Origin of the sequence: Flavobacterium sp. Root935 (assembly GCF_001429295.1) — a bacterium.
Classification (GTDB): Bacteria; Bacteroidota; Bacteroidia; order Flavobacteriales; family Flavobacteriaceae; genus Flavobacterium.
The window spans coordinates 1,345,761-1,362,978 of sequence record NZ_LMJL01000012.1; the positions used below are offsets into that span (position 1 = coordinate 1,345,761).

17 protein-coding genes and 1 tRNA gene are annotated in these 17,218 nt (G+C 33.7%); all 18 read left to right on the forward strand.

Translation table 11 applies throughout. The features are described 5' to 3' along the window. The first annotated feature begins 81 nt into the window (after positions 1 to 81). Positions 82 to 1,287, forward strand: a complete 1,206-nt coding sequence (locus ASE40_RS20525; RefSeq protein WP_057119312.1) for an anhydro-N-acetylmuramic acid kinase — start codon at positions 82 to 84, stop codon at positions 1,285 to 1,287. Positions 1,288 to 1,326: 39 nt separating this feature from the next. Continuing rightward, a complete protein-coding gene (locus ASE40_RS20530) occupies positions 1,327 to 2,598 on the forward strand; it encodes an acyltransferase family protein (protein ID WP_057119314.1) in 1,272 nt (423 codons plus the stop codon). Positions 2,599 to 2,692: 94 nt separating this feature from the next. Beyond that, positions 2,693 to 4,264 (forward strand): glycoside hydrolase family 10 protein, encoded by a 1,572-nt coding sequence (locus ASE40_RS20535; RefSeq protein ID WP_057119316.1) that lies wholly within the window; start codon positions 2,693 to 2,695, stop codon positions 4,262 to 4,264. Further along, complete coding sequence (locus ASE40_RS20540) at positions 4,251 to 5,522, forward strand: MFS transporter (protein ID WP_057119318.1); 1,272 nt, start codon at positions 4,251 to 4,253, stop codon at positions 5,520 to 5,522. Before ASE40_RS20535 ends, ASE40_RS20540 begins: the two co-directional genes overlap by 14 nt. Before the next feature lie 21 nt (positions 5,523 to 5,543). Beyond that, positions 5,544 to 5,885, forward strand: coding sequence for a hypothetical protein (locus ASE40_RS20545; protein ID WP_057119320.1), 342 nt, complete (start codon positions 5,544 to 5,546; stop codon positions 5,883 to 5,885). A gap of 22 nt (positions 5,886 to 5,907) precedes the next feature. After that, positions 5,908 to 6,357, forward strand: a complete 450-nt coding sequence (locus tag ASE40_RS20550; RefSeq protein WP_057119322.1) for a GNAT family N-acetyltransferase — start codon at positions 5,908 to 5,910, stop codon at positions 6,355 to 6,357. Positions 6,358 to 6,365: 8 nt separating this feature from the next. After that, on the forward strand, positions 6,366 to 7,973 hold the full coding sequence (locus ASE40_RS20555; protein WP_410503488.1) for a glycoside hydrolase family 3 protein: 1,608 nt from the start codon (positions 6,366 to 6,368) through the stop codon (positions 7,971 to 7,973). 125 nt (positions 7,974 to 8,098) lie between these two features. Next, complete coding sequence (locus ASE40_RS20560; protein WP_057119327.1) at positions 8,099 to 8,737, forward strand: peroxiredoxin; 639 nt, start codon at positions 8,099 to 8,101, stop codon at positions 8,735 to 8,737. A 223-nt stretch (positions 8,738 to 8,960) separates the two neighbouring features. Beyond that, the gene (locus ASE40_RS20565; protein WP_007805605.1) at positions 8,961 to 9,269 is read left to right on the forward strand and encodes a thioredoxin family protein; all 309 of its coding nucleotides are present in this window, start codon (positions 8,961 to 8,963) and stop codon (positions 9,267 to 9,269) included. Between the two features lie 112 nt (positions 9,270 to 9,381). Beyond that, complete coding sequence (locus ASE40_RS20570; protein ID WP_008462029.1) at positions 9,382 to 9,639, forward strand: DUF6952 family protein; 258 nt, start codon at positions 9,382 to 9,384, stop codon at positions 9,637 to 9,639. A 293-nt stretch (positions 9,640 to 9,932) separates the two neighbouring features. Continuing rightward, positions 9,933 to 10,430 (forward strand): thiol peroxidase, encoded by a 498-nt coding sequence (gene tpx, locus ASE40_RS20575; protein WP_057119330.1) that lies wholly within the window; start codon positions 9,933 to 9,935, stop codon positions 10,428 to 10,430. 13 nt (positions 10,431 to 10,443) lie between these two features. Next, positions 10,444 to 10,818, forward strand: coding sequence for a diacylglycerol kinase family protein (locus ASE40_RS20580; RefSeq protein WP_057119332.1), 375 nt, complete (start codon positions 10,444 to 10,446; stop codon positions 10,816 to 10,818). 18 nt (positions 10,819 to 10,836) lie between these two features. Beyond that, a complete protein-coding gene (locus ASE40_RS20585; protein WP_057119334.1) occupies positions 10,837 to 13,290 on the forward strand; it encodes an FtsK/SpoIIIE family DNA translocase in 2,454 nt (817 codons plus the stop codon). 7 nt (positions 13,291 to 13,297) lie between these two features. After that, the gene (locus ASE40_RS20590; RefSeq protein ID WP_082586858.1) at positions 13,298 to 13,990 is read left to right on the forward strand and encodes a LolA family protein; all 693 of its coding nucleotides are present in this window, start codon (positions 13,298 to 13,300) and stop codon (positions 13,988 to 13,990) included. Between the two features lie 8 nt (positions 13,991 to 13,998). Continuing rightward, on the forward strand, positions 13,999 to 15,456 hold the full coding sequence (locus ASE40_RS20595) for an LptF/LptG family permease (protein WP_057119335.1): 1,458 nt from the start codon (positions 13,999 to 14,001) through the stop codon (positions 15,454 to 15,456). Between the two features lie 2 nt (positions 15,457 to 15,458). Next, entirely contained in the window at positions 15,459 to 16,592 is a 1,134-nt protein-coding gene (ribB, locus tag ASE40_RS20600; protein WP_057119336.1) for a 3,4-dihydroxy-2-butanone-4-phosphate synthase, read from the forward strand. 1 nt (position 16,593) lies between these two features. Continuing rightward, positions 16,594 to 16,992, forward strand: coding sequence for an acyl-CoA thioesterase (locus ASE40_RS20605; protein ID WP_057119338.1), 399 nt, complete (start codon positions 16,594 to 16,596; stop codon positions 16,990 to 16,992). Between the two features lie 139 nt (positions 16,993 to 17,131). Beyond that, a tRNA-Ser gene (locus ASE40_RS20610) sits at positions 17,132 to 17,217 on the forward strand. Position 17,218 lies beyond the last annotated feature (1 nt).

Genomic DNA, 17,218 nt, shown 5'->3' on the forward strand with positions numbered 1-17,218 from the left:
AGTTAATAAAATCTATGTTTCTATGTGTTAGAATTAATGCTTCCAACTGTTTAACTTTAGCAGCATTTTAAATGAACTTTTATGAACAAAAATATTAAAGCACTTTATCAAATTGCCCAAAAAGAAACGAGACGAATTATTGGGCTGATGTCGGGAACTTCTCTCGATGGACTTGATATTGCCTTGTGTGAAATTTCAGGATCTGGTGTTACTACAGAAGTTAAACTGATTGAATTTGAAACGGTTGATTACTCAGACGAAATCAAAACAGAAATTCGTAAAGTTTTTGCTCAAAAAAATATTGATTTTCAGCATTTGGTTTTACTCAACGAATGGATCGGAATTCTTCATGCAGAGATGATTAATACCAGTTTAAAGAAATGGAATATTGCTGCTGCAGAAGTTGATTTAATTGCTTCGCACGGACAAACCGTTTTGCATGCGCCTAAATTTTTACATCAGCAGGAAAAGTTTCCAAATGCTACTTTACAAATTGGCGACGGCGATCATATTGCTGCAAAAACAGGAATTATTACGTTATCTGATTTTAGGCAGAAACACGTTGCCGCAGGAGGCGAAGGCGCGCCTTTGGCCGTTTATGGCGATTATTTTTTATTCGGAAAAGAAGGCGAAAACAGAATTATGCTCAATATCGGCGGTATTGCCAATTTCACTTATTTACCAGCTGCCATAACTACAGAAGACACTTTTGTAACAGATACAGGACCAGGAAATACTTTAATTGATCTTTTTGTAAAGCGTCATTTTCCAGAAAAAAGTTATGATAAAGATGCGGAGACAGCCAAAAAAGGAATTGTAAACCAATCGCTTTTGGAGCATTTAAAAGACAATGATTTCTTCAAAAAAGATTTTCCAAAAACAATTGGCCAGGAACTTTTTGGGTACGAATATGTCAATAAAAATCTGGAAAAGAGCGGGAATACAACTATTTCTATTGAAGATTTATTAGCAACCCTAACGCGATTTAGCGCCGAAACTATTGCCGAAGCAATTCAATTTGCTGTCAAAAATAGTTCTCATAAAATTGAGGATTTTAAAATTTATATGTCAGGCGGAGGTGCAAATAATCCTTTATTAGTGCAGTGGTTAAAAGAATTATTGCCGTGTTCTTTCTTCAAAAGCAATGATTTAGGAATTAACAGCGATGCAAAAGAAGCAATTTTGTTTGCCATTTTAGCCAACGAAACTGTTGCAGGTGGAGATTTCAAATTCAATTCTGTAAAAATTCCATCAGTAACTATGGGAAAAATTTCAATGCCCGATTAAAAATACTAACAACCCAATCTAACCACAAAACCACAAACAATGAAAGACCGTATAATTTCAGTTGATGTTTTAAGAGGACTGACTGTTTTATTAATGACTTTAGTGAACAATCCCGGAAGCTGGAGTTATGTTTACCCGATTTTAGACCACGCAAAATGGAATGGCTGTACCCTTGCAGATTTAGTGTTTCCGTTTTTCATTTTTATTGTGGGGATCGCAGTTCCTTTGGCTATGCCAGTTAAAAAAGACAATGCTGAAAATATCACTAAAGTAATCACGCGATCTTTACGCATTTTTTGTTTAGGACTATTTTTAAGCTATTTCTATTCGATTCATTTCATGGGATTACAGCCTGGAATTACACTTTTATGCATTCGTTTATTTTTCACTTTTTTAGTTGGTTATGCATTAATTGGCGATTTCAATCCTAAAACAAAAAATATTCTTGCAGTTATCATTTTTGTGATTTTGATAGGTCTGGCCTACAGCGGAAATGAAAATTTTGCCAAAATTAGATTACTCGGTGTTTTACAGCGAATTGGAATTGTATACTTTTTTGTTTCTCTTATCTATTTAAAAACAAATATCAAAACTCAAATTATTTTGAGTGCTTCAATTTTATTAGGATATTGGGCTTTAATGACACTGGTTCCAGTTCCGGGTGTTGGACATCCGAATTTAGAAGTTGGAACAAATTTAGCTTCTTGGTTAGACAGCGTTTTACTCGAAAACCATATGTATATCGAAACCAAGACTTGGGATCCAGAAGGTTTATTAAGCACTTTGCCAGTAATTGGAAACGGTTTAATTGGTTTATTAATCGGCCAGCTTTTAATGCAGCCTATGCCGAAAATAAAAATCAATAAAATTATGGCTGGAATTAGCTTGGTATTAATTTTTCTCGGCTTGCTGTGGTCATTGGTTTTTCCTATAAATAAATCCATCTGGACAAGTTCTTATGTTTTATTCACTGCAGGTTTGGCCTTATTATTGCTTTCACTAATTTATTACATAATAGATGTTCGAGGTTATAAAAAATGGACGACTTTTTTACTGACTTGGGGCGTTAATCCGATGATTGTGTTTTTTGTTTCTGGAATTTTACCGCGCGCCTTAACAATGATTAAAATTCAAGACCCAGAAAATATTTCCGAACAAATAAACGTTAGAGATTATGCTTATAATTTTTGGATTAGTCCGCTGTTTGAAAATCAAATGCTTTCGTCCTTAACATATTCTGTAATTTACATCTTATTATGGAGTTGCGTATTGTGGTATTTTTATAAAAAGAAGATTATTTTTAAAGTCTAAATTTCTAAAGAAAAACCGTAATTATTATTGCAAAATTTAAATTTCTTATATCACCTAAAAAAACTATTTTTGGTTTCTGTTAAAAAACATTGAAATGCATAAAAATCAGTATTTAATATTCTCTATCCTATCTATATTTTTCTTTTCGACGATTTCTCAAGCGCAGGAAAACACAATGCACCCAAAAAATGAATTTAGAGGTGTATGGATCGCAACCGTTGTAAATATCGATTGGCCAAAAACAAGTATAGATAACGTAGAAAAAGAAAAAGCTGATTATCTTGAAATTTTAGAGGCTTACAAAAAACTGAACTACAATGCTGTAATTGTTCAGGTTAGAAGTGTTGGTGATGCTATTTATCCTTCAGAACTGGCGCCATGGTCTCGTTTTTTAACTGGAAAAGAAGGCCTTGCTCCAAACCCTTATTATGATGCATTAGCATGGATGATCGAGCAGGCTCACGCTAGAGGATTTGAATTTCACGCTTGGTTAAATCCATACCGTGCCACTTTCGATTTAAACAAAAATCTTTTAAGTCCAGGACATGATGTTTTTAAACACCCAGAATGGATGATCGAATATGGCGGGAAATATTACTATGATCCTGCTTTGCCTGAAGTTCAAGATCATTTGACTAAAGTGGTAAAAGAAGTTGTTGATAAATATGATATTGACGCGATTCATTTTGATGATTATTTTTATCCGTATGCCGTTCCTGGAAAAGTTTTTAACGACACCGCTTCTTATAAAAAATACGGCGCAGGTTTAAGCCTTGCCGATTGGCGCCGCGCAAATGTGAGCAACTTTGTACATACCATTTCAACTACTATAAAAGCCAGCAAACCTTGGGTTCAATTCGGAATTAGTCCGTTTGGGGTTTGGCGAAATAAATCGCAGGATCCAAGAGGCTCTGAGACACAATCAACATCAAATTACGACGATTTATATGCTGATCCGCTTTTGTGGATGGATCAAAAATGGATTGATTATATCCTGCCTCAATTGTATTGGAGTATGAATAATCCGAGAGCATCTTATTCAAAATTAGTAAAATGGTGGGCAGAAAATTCTAATAATACGGCAGTTTACATCGGACATGCATCATACAAAATTAGAGCTGACGGCGACAAAAACTGGAATTTTATGAACGAAATTCCAACGCAGATTGACTTTGCGAGAAGTTTTAAAAATGTTTCGGGAAGTGCCTATTTTAGTTCAAAATGGTTCATTAATAAGAATTTTGATGTCGTTCGTCATTTAGAAGAAAATCAATATAAATATCCAGCACTTCCTGCTGCTGTTCCTAATTTACGACATGTAATTATTGACACACCAAGAGCAATTGAATACAACAAAGACAGTATTCGTTATACTTTTACCTTCAAAAGTCCGCTGAATACCAAAGTTCGTTATATGGTAGTTTACGGAAGCGACCACGTTTCGAAAATCGATATTAATGACGCCACAAAAATTGTCGAAAAAGTAACTGTAAAAGAAGTTGATGGAACAATTACTTTCTCAATTGCTGCCGGAAAACTAAATCTTTTCAAAGCATGTGCAGTCACTTTTATTGATTATTACGCTAACGAAAGTACACCAACAGCAATAGATCTAAAAAAACCATTTAAAAACTATATACCAGCTCAGCCAAATGAAAATAGATAATAAACCGTGGTTTTGGATTCCGCTTCTTAATTTTGCTTCTGGATTACCATACGCCATAATTATTTCGGTTTCGGTAATTATGTACAAAAATCTGGGAATTTCAAATGAAGACATTGGAGTTTACACCAGTTTATTATATCTTCCTTGGGTAATAAAACCACTTTGGAGTCCGCTAATTGAATTAGTTGGAACCAAAAGAAAATGGTTTTTAGCAATGCAGTTATTAATTTCAATCGCATTTTTGCTGGTCGGATTTATAATTCCGCTCAACGGCTTTTTCATAATGTCATTGTCTATATTTTGGGTAGCTGCTTTTGCTTCTGCCTCAAACGATATTGCGAGCGACGGCTTTTATCTATTAGTTTTACCAGAAGACAAACAATCGTTTTTTATCGGAATCAGAAGTACTTTTTACAGACTTTCTATGCTCGCAGGAAATGGTTTGGTTGTATTATTTGCTGGATATTTGGAGCACAAATACGGCGACAATACAAAAGCTTGGTCCTATACTATGATTGCAGTTGGTTTACTAATGACTTTTATCACAGTTTATAATTTCATCTTTACTCCAAAAAACGAAATTAATACAACTCAAAATAAGGAAACTCATAACCATCAAAACTTTGCAACTGTATTTACCAGCTTCTTCAAGAAAAAACAAATCGGATTGATCTTAGCTTTTATTTTGGTTTTCAGATTAGGAGAATCACAATTACTAAAGATGTTAAGCCCATTTTTATTGGACGGTAAAGAATTAGGCGGAATGGGATTGGATACTGAAGCTGTTGGAATAATTTACGGAACCTTTGGCGTTGGCGCTTTGACTTTAGGAGGAATTCTGGGAGGAATCGCAATCTCAAAACAAGGTCTTACGAAATGGATGCTTCCCATGTTTTTAGCAATGCATTTACCAATAATTGGATTTATTTTATTAGCATTTTTTCACCCATCATCTATTTATTATATTTATGCCGTTGTTATTGTAGAGCAATTTGGTTACGGTTTCGGATTTACAGCTTTTATGATGTTTTTGATTAATGTTGCCGAAGGAGAATCAAAAACCGCACATTATGCAATTGCAACTGGTTTTATGGCATTAGGAATGATGCTTCCAGGAATGTTAAGCGGTTTTATACAACAATATTTAGGCTATCAAAACTTCTTTATTTGGGTTTTCATTGCCACAATTCCAGGTCTTATTTTATCACGTTTTTTAATTTTCCCGAAAGATTTTGGGAAGAAAACACAAGAAGTTTAATCCCAAATCAAACTTTTATATATGGAAATCAATGAAAATTTGCAGGCCGAACGCAATCTGAAAGGAGCTGAGTTCGAAAAAACCGGAGATCTTGACAAAGCAATTGAATTGTATGAAGAAAATGTCGCAGAAGGTTTTAAAGGAAATCACCCGTACGATCGATTAGCAACAATCTACAAAAACCAAAATGATCTGGAAAATGAAATTCGAGTTTTAGAAAAAGCCATTATCGTTTACGAAGAAATTACCATTGAAGACCGACTTGAAGGACTGCCAAAGCTTTTCCGTTTTAAAAATAGATTGGAAAAAGCTCTTGAAACCCAAAAACAATTGGCTAAACAAAAGAAAGCGAAATTGAAATAAAATTACTTTTTTACACAAAATCATGATTACCTTAAAACGAACAAACTCAGACGATATTGATTTTATAAATCTGGTTGTTTTATTAGATCAGGATTTAGCGATTAGAGACGGAGAAGATCATGCGTTTTACAATCAGTTTAATAAAACCGATAAAATAAAACATACGATTGTTTATTACGAAAACGGAATTCCTGTTGGCTGTGGCGCTTTTCGAGAAAAAGAACCAGGAACAACAGAAATCAAAAGAATGTACGTTCGTCCTGATCACAGAAAAAAAGGAATTGCATCTGCTGTTTTAGCAGCATTAGAAATCTGGGCAAAGGAAGTTGGTTACACTTACACCATTCTTGAAACTGGCAAAAATCAGCCGGAAGCGATTAACTTATATCAAAAATTAAATTACAGCATAATTCCAAATTATCCGCCTTATGAAAAGATGGATAATAGCGTCTGTATGAAAAAGACTTTATAATAATGAAAATGACAGCTCAAGCATTACGACAAAAAGTGGGACAATTCTTTTTTCCTGCTGTTTTTATCAACGACACAGAAGAAAACATTCAGGAAACCGAACGCCTTATTAAAGAACACAATATTGGCGGATTAACCTTTTTTCACAGTCGTGCAAGCGCTGCAACAAACTATGAAAGTAAAAAGAAAGTTGTATTTAACGATGACAGTTACGAAAAAATTAAAGCCTTAATTGTTCGTTACCAAAAAGCGGCTTCTACCCCGCTTTTAATCAGTATTGATGCAGAATGGGGATTGGCAATGCGAATTGAAAAAACACCTCAATATCCGTATGCCATTACGCTTGGTGCATTGCCTGAAAATAAATCAAATTTAATTTACGAAGTTGGAAAACAAATTGGTTTAGATTTAAAAGCTGCTGGAATTCAATATAATTTATCGCCTTTGGCAGACATCAATAATAATCCAAATAATCCTGTTATTGGTTATCGTTCTTTTGGTGAAAACAAAGAAAAAGTAGCCAATTTTGCAGTTGAATATTTAAAGGGAATGTCAGAAGTTGGCGTTCTAGGTTGCCTTAAACATTTTCCTGGACACGGAAACACCAATGTTGATTCGCATTTAGGACTTCCGGTTTTAAAAGAAACCTTGGAAGAATTATTAGAAAACGAATTGTATCCATTCATTAAGGGAATTGAAAATAATGTTGATTCGATTATGATTGGTCATTTGGCGGTTCCGAGTTTAAATGATGGAAAAGACACATCTGCAACATTATCAAAAGCTGTTATTCAAGATCTTTTGCGTGATAAATTAGGCTATGATGGTTTAGTAATTTCTGATGCTTTAAATATGCACAGCGTTTCAAAATTATATGAAACAAAAGGACATTTAGAATGGGAAGCTTTTAACGCTGGAAATGATGTTTTATGCTTCGCCGAAAATGTTCCAGAAGGAATTGAAGAAATCTTAAAAAATGCTTCGCCAGAAAGAATAGAAGAAAGCTTCAACCGAATCATGAAAGCAAAAGAAAAGGCAGGAATTCTTTCTGAAAACAATTTTACTGCTGGTGAATTAAATTTCGAAAGTGCATCAAAATTAAATCTTGAAATTGCAGCAAACTCAATTACAAAAATTATAGATAATTCAAATACAGAATTAGCATTTGAAGCACAGAAAAAGAATCAATTAGCGAAATTAAGTTTATATAAAAATACTGAAAATACTTTTTTCAAAACTTTAAATTCAAAATTACCTTCACCAGAATTTGCTTTTGAAAATTTAGAAGTTTCTGATATTTCATTTATCAAAAAAGAACTTGAAAATTTCGAAACGATTATTATTTCATTATTTGTTCCAAAGGCAAAACCTATGAACAATTTTGAAATTGACGATGAAGTTTTAGCGCTGCTTTCAGATTTGCTTCAAACCAAAAAATGTATCGTTTATGTTTTCGGAAATCCCTACGTTTTGCCCATAATTCCGAATCTAAAAAAGGCTTCAGGGCTGATTCAGTCCTATCAGGATTTTGATGAATTTCAAAAAATTGCAGGAAATCAATTTTTAGAAAATATTCCCTGCAATGGGACTCTTCCTGTAAATATTGATATCCAATAACTTACATCTAGCAATAACCAAATACTATCAACTTATAAATATTAATAATCACTTCTTATTGTAAGTACCTGTACTTATGCCCTACTTTTGCACCAGAAATAAATTTTTAACGTAAAACGAAAAATATGTCTTTAGTAGGAAAAAAATTCCCAAGTATTGCAGTAGATGCTATCTCAGAAATGGGTGACAATTTAAAAATCAACATTTTTGAAGAAGCAGTAAACAACAATAAAAAAGTACTTTTATTTTGGTACCCAAAAGATTTTACTTTTGTATGTCCAACTGAATTACACGCCTTTCAAGCTGCATTACCAGAATTTGAGCAAAGAAATACTATCGTAATTGGTGCTTCTTGTGACACAAACGAAGTTCACTTTGCTTGGTTAAATACTCCAAAAAACAATGGTGGAATCGAAGGTGTTACTTACCCAATTTTAGCTGATACAAACCGTAACTTAGCTAACATTTTAGGTATTCTTGATATCGAATCTACAAGCTACAGCGAAGATACTGATTCAGTTATCATCGAAGGTTCAAACGTAACTTACAGAGCTACTTACCTTATTGACGAAACTGGAAAAATCTTCCACGAAAGTGTAAACGATATGCCATTAGGACGTAACGTAAACGAATACTTAAGAATGGTTGACGCTTACACACACATTCAAACTAAAGGTGAAGTTTGTCCTGCAAACTGGGAAGCTGGTAAAGAAGCTATGTCTGCAGACAGAGTTAGTACTGCTGAATACTTAAGCGCTAATTAAGCTGCTAAGATACTAAGGTTCTAAGATGCTAAGTTTTTTAACTTAACTTTTGAATCTTAAATACAATTCTACAATAAAAGTCAAGAGATTCTAAGATTAAACTTAGATCTTAGAATCTCAACGACTTAAAAAAAATCAAATAAATCCACACAAAGTTATTCGGTTCGAGAGCAAACTTAGCATCTTAGAACCTTAGCAACTTAGTGTCTTAAAATAAAAAACTATGTTAATCGACTTAAATGAAGATACGTTAGCAGATTTAGTTGCTAAAAACGAAAAAGTAGTAGTACAATATTCAGCTTCATGGTGTGGAAATTGCCGTATTATGAAACCAAAATTCAAAAAATTAGCAACAGAAAATGAAGCTATCACTTTTGTTTTGGTTGATGCAGAAAACTCTCCAGAATCAAGAAAATTAGCTAATGTGAGCAACCTGCCTACATTTGCAACTTTCGTAAACGGACAATTAGTTGGCGAAACTCAAACCAACAAACAAGAAGTTTTAATCGATTTAGTTAACGCAATTGCTTAAATTTAGATTAGTTAGACTGGCTTAGATTTTTAGACTTCTTAGAAGTTGTCTACAAACTTTAAAAAAGTCTAAGGAGTCTAAGAATGTCTAAAAATCTAAGAAGTCTAAAATTATGAAATTACCCGTAATAAAGCATTTAACGCAATTTATCGAAGAAAACGATCAAGATTATATTATCGAAACGATCGAAGTTTTGGAAGCGATGACTGAAATTCCTTCTCTTAAAGACGAAGAATTGGATGTAATCGGCGAATTGATTTCGAATATGTACGGTGCCCTTGAAGTACAAAAATTGGTTGCTCAAGGAACAGATAAAAAAGAAGCTCTAAATACGTTCATGAAACGTGTTTTAGGTTCTATCGATAAATAAATCGGCCTCTATATCTCAAAAAACAAAAAAAAACATGACTGAGAAAGCGTTTCTATTTTAGAGACGCTTTTTTTTNTAAACGAATTTTGTTGTTTCCTACTTAATAGTAAAAAGAAAAAAATCCGTTTAGATCCGCGTTTTTGCGTAAGCAAATCCGTGTCATCGGCGTTCAATCTATGCGAAAAGCAAGATAAAAATTCACCTCCTTAATCTCTCCTTAAACCCCTAACAAATACTTTTAGATTCAAATATTAATCCTTACTTTTGAGCCTCATTAATTTTAAACAAAAATCATGGCATCTATCACATTAGGAGGAAATCCAGTTCATACATCAGGCGAGTTACCAGCAGTTGGATCACAATTAGCTGACTTCAAATTAGTTCAAAATGACTTATCTGTTGCTTCATTAAGTAACTTCGCTGGTAAAAAATTAGTTTTAAACATTTTTCCAAGTGTTGACACAGGAACTTGTGCTGCATCTGTTAGAAAATTCAACGAAAGTGCAAGCGGATTAGAGAATACTACTGTTTTATGTATTTCTAGAGATTTACCTTTCGCTCAAAAACGTTTTTGTGGTGCTGAAGGTTTAGAAAATGTTGTAAACTTATCTGATTTTAAAACTGGTGATTTTGGAAAAGCAAATGGTTTAGAAATCGTTGACGGACCTTTAGCTGGTTTACATTCAAGAGCAATTATTGTTGTTGATGCTGATGGAAAAATCGTTCACACAGAACAAGTTGCTGAAATTGCAAACGAACCTAATTACGAAGCAGCTTTAGCAGCACTATAATATTTTCCCTTAAATGGAGTTTCAAAAAGATAATACTTTTGTTACAGGTCGTTTAAAAAGCATGACGTATGCTTTTAATGGAGCTGTAAAATTAATTAAAACAGAACACAGCATTATGGTTCAATTCTCTTTGGGAATTATCATGACCATTGCTGGGTTCTATTTTCATATTTCACAAACCGAATGGCTGTGCCAGACACTAGCCATCGGTTTAGTTTTAGCAATCGAAGGATTAAATACGGCAGTTGAAAAAATTGCCGATTTTATCCATCCCGATTATAGCAAACGAATCGGTTTTATCAAAGATATTGCTGCAGGAGCAGTATTTTTTGCTGCAATGACTGCAATAGCAATAGGCTTGATTATTTATATTCCAAAATTTATTTAGGCAAAGGGAAACGCAAGAATGGCAAAAACTAGCAAAAAAGAAACTGTAGATAAAAAAAACGACAAACAGGAAGGAAATAAAAGATCTTTTAAGATATCTAAACAACAAAAATTTGTTTTAGGATGTCTTTTGGTTCTTTTTTCTATTGCACTATTAGTGGCATTTATTTCTTTTTATGTTAATGGACAATGGCAGAATGATCAAAGTGTTGTAGACCAGCTTGGCGACCGTACAGAAGTTGCTGAGAACTGGCTCGGAAAATTTGGAGCTTTTTTAGCAGATTTGATTATTTACAAAGGTTTCGGAATCGCCTCTTTCATTCTTGTACGTTTATTTTTCCTTACTGGAATGTTTTTAGCATTAGAACTTTCTACCCAAAAACTAAAAAATACTTGGTTTTGGGATATTTTTGCTATCATAGTTGTTTCTATTTTATTTGGTTTCTTTGCTACTTCTGCACCAGAATTAGGTGGTACAATTGGTTACGAACTAAATTTATTCCTGCAAGATTATATCGGGAAAACTGGTACTTTGCTTACACTCCTTTTTGGGTTAATTGTATATTTGATTTTCAAAATCAAATTATCTCCAGAAAAAATTCAATCGTATTTTGATTCTACTAAAAAAGAATTCAAATCAGAATTAGATGCTTTAAAACCTGCTGTTCAACAGCCAGAAAGCGCTTATAATTTAGAAGAATTTGCCGTTGAAGAACCAGAAAAAGATCCTGATTTAGATGATATTCATATCAAAACTGTCGATTCTCAATTTGAAATCAACAAAGAAGCACTGAAACCAACTATTTCGCACTCTTCTGAAATTGAATTGAATCCGATTTTAAAACCAATTACTCCAAAACAGGAATTACCGCTGGTTTCTCCCGATGAAGCGTTTGTAATTGAAAAAGCGGAAGAAGAAGATATTATTGAAGAAAACTTAGCTTCTCGCCTAGTTGCCGATTTTGGATTATTTGACCCAACTTTGGATTTATCCAATTACAAATTCCCAACCATCGATTTATTAAAAGAATATTCGACTGGCGGAATTACAATTAATCAAGAGGAATTAGAAGAAAATAAAAACAAAATTGTAGATACACTTCGTAATTACAAAATTGAAATTGCGCAGATTAAAGCAACCGTTGGACCATCGGTAACTTTATACGAAATTGTACCTGAAGCAGGAATTAGAATTTCTAAAATTAAGAGTTTAGAAGATGACATTGCCTTATCATTATCTGCATTAGGAATTCGTATTATTGCGCCAATTCCAGGAAAAGGAACGATTGGTATTGAGGTTCCGAACAAAAACCCAACTATGGTTTCTATGAAAAGTGTTATTGGAGCAGCGAAGTTCCAAGAAGCTGAAATGGAACTGCCAATTGCTTTAGGAAAAACCATTTCGAATGAAACTTTTGTTGTCGATTTAGCCAAAATGCCTCACTTATTGATGGCTGGAGCAACGGGACAAGGAAAATCTGTTGGATTAAATGCGGTTTTAACTTCATTATTATACAAAAAACATCCTGCAGAGGTAAAATTTGTTTTGGTCGATCCGAAAAAAGTAGAGCTTACTCTTTTCAATAAAATAGAAAGACATTATCTAGCCAAACTTCCAGACACAGAAGATGCTATCATTACAGATAATGCAAAAGTTGTAAATACTTTAAATTCACTTTGTGTGGAAATGGACAATCGTTATTCTTTACTAAAAGATGCGATGGTTCGTAATATTAAAGAGTACAACGAAAAATTCAAATCCAGAAAATTGAATCCAGAAGCTGGCCACCGATTTTTACCTTACATCGTTCTGGTTGTCGATGAGTTCGCCGATTTGATTATGACAGCAGGAAAAGAAGTCGAAATTCCTATTGCCCGTTTAGCACAATTAGCCCGTGCGATTGGAATTCACTTAATTATTGCAACACAAAGACCATCTGTAAACGTTATTACAGGTTTAATTAAAGCCAATTTCCCAGCGAGAATTGCTTTTAGGGTAACTTCTAAAATTGACTCGCGAACAATTCTTGATACCCAAGGAGCCGATCAGTTAATTGGACGTGGAGATTTATTATATACCAATGGAAATGATGTAGTACGTGTACAATGTGCCTTTATAGATACTCCAGAAGTTGAAAAAATTACAGATTTTATTGGAGGCCAGAAAGCATATGCTACAGCTTATTTGCTTCCTGAGTTTGTTGGAGAAGAAAGTGGCATTAATCTTGATATAGATATTTCTGAAAGAGATACTTTATTTAGAGAAGCGGCAGAGATTATTGTCAATGCACAGCAGGGTTCAGCTTCTTTATTGCAGCGAAAATTAAAATTAGGATACAACAGAGCCGGTCGTTTGATCGATCAGCTGGAAGCAGCAGGAATCGTTGGTCCGTTCGAAGGCAGTAAAGCACGCAGTGTAAACATCTTAGATTTAAATGCTCTTGATCAATTTTTTAACAATGAACAAAATTAATCCAATCATGAAAGCAAAAATTCAAGAAATCAACAACAATTCTATCACAAACATGACCAAAAGATGTTTTCAAATGGCAGTTATATTGCTTTTGAGCTTCACTTCTGTTCAGGCTCAAGATAAAAAAGCTAAAGATTTATTGAACGAAGTAACTTCTAAAATAAAAAGCTACAATAATATTGTTATTGATTTTAAATACTCTTTGAACAATGCCAAAGAAAATATCAATCAAGATAGTAAAGGAAATGTTACCATGAAAGGCAACCAATATGTATTAAATTTCATGGGGGTTACTAAAATTTTTGACGGACAAAAAACATACACTATTGTTCCTGAAGACGAAGAAGTTACAGTTTCTAAAGTGAACGAGAAAGATGATAATGCTATCACTCCTTCAAAAATGCTTACTTTCTTTAATTCTGGTTATAAATACAATATGGATATTGTACAAAACGTAAAAGGAAGAAAAATTCAATACATTAAACTAGTACCAACTACTGGAAAAGACCAAAGAAAAGAAATTCTTTTAGGTATTGATGTTCAGACAAAACACATCTATAATTTGATTGAAACTGGAAAAAACGGAACAAAAACAACTTTAACCGTTAATTCTTTTAAAACCAATCAGCCTTTATCAAAAAATCAATTTACCTTTGTAGCGAGTAAATATCCGAAATACTACATCAATAAATTAGATTAATCAGAAGGTTGAAAATTCTAGACAAATACTTATTAAAAACATTCTTACTTACATTTACTACGGTATTTGTAATCTTATTTTTCATATTCATACTTCAAACAGTATGGCTATTTATATCAGAACTAGCAGGTAAAGATCTCGACTTAATATTGGTTGTGAAATTCCTGCTTTTTTCTATGCCTCGTATTATACCACTGGTTTTACCCTTATCGGTTTTATTGGCCTCTATTATGACTTTCGGAAACTTAGCCGAAAACTATGAGTTTGCTGCAATGAAATCATCAGGGATTTCGCTGCAGAGAGCGATGCGAGTCTTAATTATTTTTATTTTCGTTTTAAGTATTGTAGCATTTTGGTTTGCCAATAATGTTATTCCTTACGCTGAATATAAATTTGTCAACTTTAGAAAAAATATAGCACAAGCTAAACCTGCAATGGCGATTGCTGAGGGTCAGTTTAACGATGTTGGCTTCTATAATATTAAGGTTAATAAAAAAACAGGCGAAAACGGAAATCATCTTACAGGAGTAACCATTCATGAAAAGCCTAATAACATGGGCGAAAACAAAACAGTTATAAAATCTAAAACCGGCGAACTGGTAAGCAGCGAGCAGTCTAGTATTTTAAAACTGATTTTAAATGATGGTTATTATTATCAAGATGTCACTCCAAAAAAATACGAAGATCGCGCTAAACTTCCTTTTATAAAAGGAAAGTTCAAAAAACAGATCATCAACATAGATTTATCGGAATTAAACAAAGTGGATGACAGCAAGGAAAGTATCGCTGGTACAAATGCAATGTTGAATGTTAATGAATTACGATACACATTAGATTCATTAAACAAAAACTTAGACAACGAAATTATTTCTTTTTCAGAGAATATTAATCAGCGTGTCGGAATTAGAAAAGCTCCTCCAGTAGCAGTAAAAAAAGATTTTAAGAAAAAACAACTTCCTAACGATCTTATATCAATGTATTCTAACAAAGACCAAGTAGACATTTTAAAAATGGCTGCAAGCACTGTTACAAGTAATATTTATTCGATAGAAACTACTCAAAAAGATTTAAAGGACAAACAACGTGAAATCAACAAACATTTAAGTGCTTTTTACGAAAAGTTTGTTATTGCCTTTGCTTGTTTTTTAATGTTTTTTATTGGAGCTCCCCTCGGTGCTATTATTAGAAAAGGCGGACTTGGGCTTCCAATTGTTTTTGCCGTTTTAATCTTTATTACTTTTCACTTTATCAATACTTTCGGAAAAAGATTATCACAAGAGGGTGGTATGACTCCTTTTATGGGATCATGGATGTCGTCATTTATTTTATTGCCGTTAGCAGTTCTTTTGACTTATAGAGCAACAAACGACAACGGATTAATTAATTTTGATGCGATTACAACTCCAATTTCACAACTATTTCAGAAAATTTCTGAGCGGTTCTCACCCGCTCAAAAGCAACAATAATTATGTCAACAACAAAAATACAACTGAATACCATTGAAGAAGCTATAGAAGATATTCGTCAAGGTAAAGTAATCATTGTAGTCGATGATGAAGATCGTGAAAACGAAGGTGATTTTTTAGCAGCAGCTGAAAAAATAACTCCAGAAATGATCAATTTTATGGCTACCCACGGACGCGGTTTAATCTGTACACCATTAACAGAAAGCCGTTGTAAAGAATTAGATCTACGTGCCATGGTTACGAACAATACAGATCATATGGAAACCGCTTTTACAGTTTCTGTTGATTTAAAAGGTAATGGAGTAACAACTGGAATTTCGGCTGCCGACCGTTCTAAAACAGTTGAAGCTTTGGTTGATCCTAACACAAAACCTCACGATTTAGCTCGTCCTGGTCATATTTTCCCTTTAATCGCTAAACAAGGTGGCGTTTTAAGAAGAACCGGCCATACTGAAGCCGCAATTGATTTTGCCCGTCTAGCAGGATTTAAACCAGCTGGTGTAATCTGTGAAATCTTAAACGAAGACGGAACAATGTCTCGTTTACCTGAATTGATAAAAGTGGCGCAGAAATTTAATTTGAAATTAGTTTCGATTGAAGATTTGGTTGCTTACAGAATGCAGCACGATAGTTTGATCGTTAAAAAAGAAGATTTTGATATCGAAACTCGTTTTGGAACTTTTCGTTTGAGAGCTTACGAGCAGACTACCAATAAACAAATTCATATTGCATTAACAAAAGGAACATGGAGTTCTGGAGAACCTATATTAACTAGAATCCACTCTTCTCAGGTAAATAATGATTTATTAGGAACATTGACTAATAATGCAGAACAGCAATTAGACGACATGTTTAAAGTGATTAATGAAAACGGAAAAGGTGCTGTTATTTTTATCAATCAAGATATGACCGCCGTAAATCTTTTAAACAGAATTTCAGAACTTAAATCACTCCAATCGCAAGGAACATTAAAAGCTCCAAAAGTTATTATTGACAGCAAAGACTACGGAATTGGCGCTCAAATCCTTCATGATATTGATATTTCTAAAATTAGATTAGTTTCGAATACAGAGCAAACAAAACGTGTTGGTATGATTGGTTACGGACTTGAAATTACAGAATACGTTAATTACTAATATGGGAACAATAGAAGAAAGAATTCAGAAATCTGAGACACGTATATTCAAAGCCGTTTTTCCAAGCACAACTAACCATTATGACACTTTATTTGGAGGAACTGCACTTCATTTAATGGATGAAGTTGCTTTCATTTGCGCAACACGCTTTAGCCGTAAAAAAGTTGTTACAATATCTACAGGACAAATTGACTTTAAAAAAGCAATTCCGGCCGGTACTTTAATCGAATTAGTTGCAAAAGTAGACAGCGTTGGAAGAACCAGCTGTAAAATCCATGTTGATATTTTTATGGAACAAATGTATTCTGAGCTTCGCGAAACGGTAGTTTCGGGAACTTTTTCTTTTGTTGCAGTTGATGAGAACAAAAAACCGACCCCGATTTTGGACGATTTGGATTAATTTACAAAAAAATCGTGTTTCGGAAATACTGATAATTAGATACTTGAAAATTATATTAAAAAAACTCAGAAAAAAGTTTTTATAATCGGAAAAGCGCACTATATTTGCACTCGCAATCACGAAATGATAGCGACATATTGGAGAAATGGCAGAGCGGTCGAATGCGGCAGTCTTGAAAACTGTTGACTGTAACAGGTCCGGNGGGTTCGAATCCCTCTTTCTCCGC

Excerpts from the sequence above, each read along its gene's own strand:
- ASE40_RS20525 (WP_057119312.1), top strand. The coding sequence starts at position 82 with ATGAACAAAAATATTAAAGCACTTTATCAAATTGCCCAAAAAGAAACG.
- ASE40_RS20530 (WP_057119314.1), top strand. The coding sequence starts at position 1,327 with ATGAAAGACCGTATAATTTCAGTTGATGTTTTAAGAGGACTGACTGTT.
- ASE40_RS20535 (WP_057119316.1), top strand. The coding sequence starts at position 2,693 with ATGCATAAAAATCAGTATTTAATATTCTCTATCCTATCTATATTTTTC.
- ASE40_RS20540 (WP_057119318.1), top strand. The coding sequence starts at position 4,251 with ATGAAAATAGATAATAAACCGTGGTTTTGGATTCCGCTTCTTAATTTT.
- ASE40_RS20545 (WP_057119320.1), top strand. The coding sequence starts at position 5,544 with ATGGAAATCAATGAAAATTTGCAGGCCGAACGCAATCTGAAAGGAGCT.
- ASE40_RS20550 (WP_057119322.1), top strand. The coding sequence starts at position 5,908 with ATGATTACCTTAAAACGAACAAACTCAGACGATATTGATTTTATAAAT.
- ASE40_RS20555 (WP_410503488.1), top strand. The coding sequence starts at position 6,366 with ATGACAGCTCAAGCATTACGACAAAAAGTGGGACAATTCTTTTTTCCT.
- ASE40_RS20560 (WP_057119327.1), top strand. The coding sequence starts at position 8,099 with ATGTCTTTAGTAGGAAAAAAATTCCCAAGTATTGCAGTAGATGCTATC.
- ASE40_RS20565 (WP_007805605.1), top strand. The coding sequence starts at position 8,961 with ATGTTAATCGACTTAAATGAAGATACGTTAGCAGATTTAGTTGCTAAA.
- ASE40_RS20570 (WP_008462029.1), top strand. The coding sequence starts at position 9,382 with ATGAAATTACCCGTAATAAAGCATTTAACGCAATTTATCGAAGAAAAC.
- tpx (WP_057119330.1), top strand. The coding sequence starts at position 9,933 with ATGGCATCTATCACATTAGGAGGAAATCCAGTTCATACATCAGGCGAG.
- ASE40_RS20580 (WP_057119332.1), top strand. The coding sequence starts at position 10,444 with ATGGAGTTTCAAAAAGATAATACTTTTGTTACAGGTCGTTTAAAAAGC.
- ASE40_RS20585 (WP_057119334.1), top strand. The coding sequence starts at position 10,837 with ATGGCAAAAACTAGCAAAAAAGAAACTGTAGATAAAAAAAACGACAAA.
- ASE40_RS20590 (WP_082586858.1), top strand. The coding sequence starts at position 13,298 with ATGAAAGCAAAAATTCAAGAAATCAACAACAATTCTATCACAAACATG.
- ribB (WP_057119336.1), top strand. The coding sequence starts at position 15,459 with ATGTCAACAACAAAAATACAACTGAATACCATTGAAGAAGCTATAGAA.
- ASE40_RS20605 (WP_057119338.1), top strand. The coding sequence starts at position 16,594 with ATGGGAACAATAGAAGAAAGAATTCAGAAATCTGAGACACGTATATTC.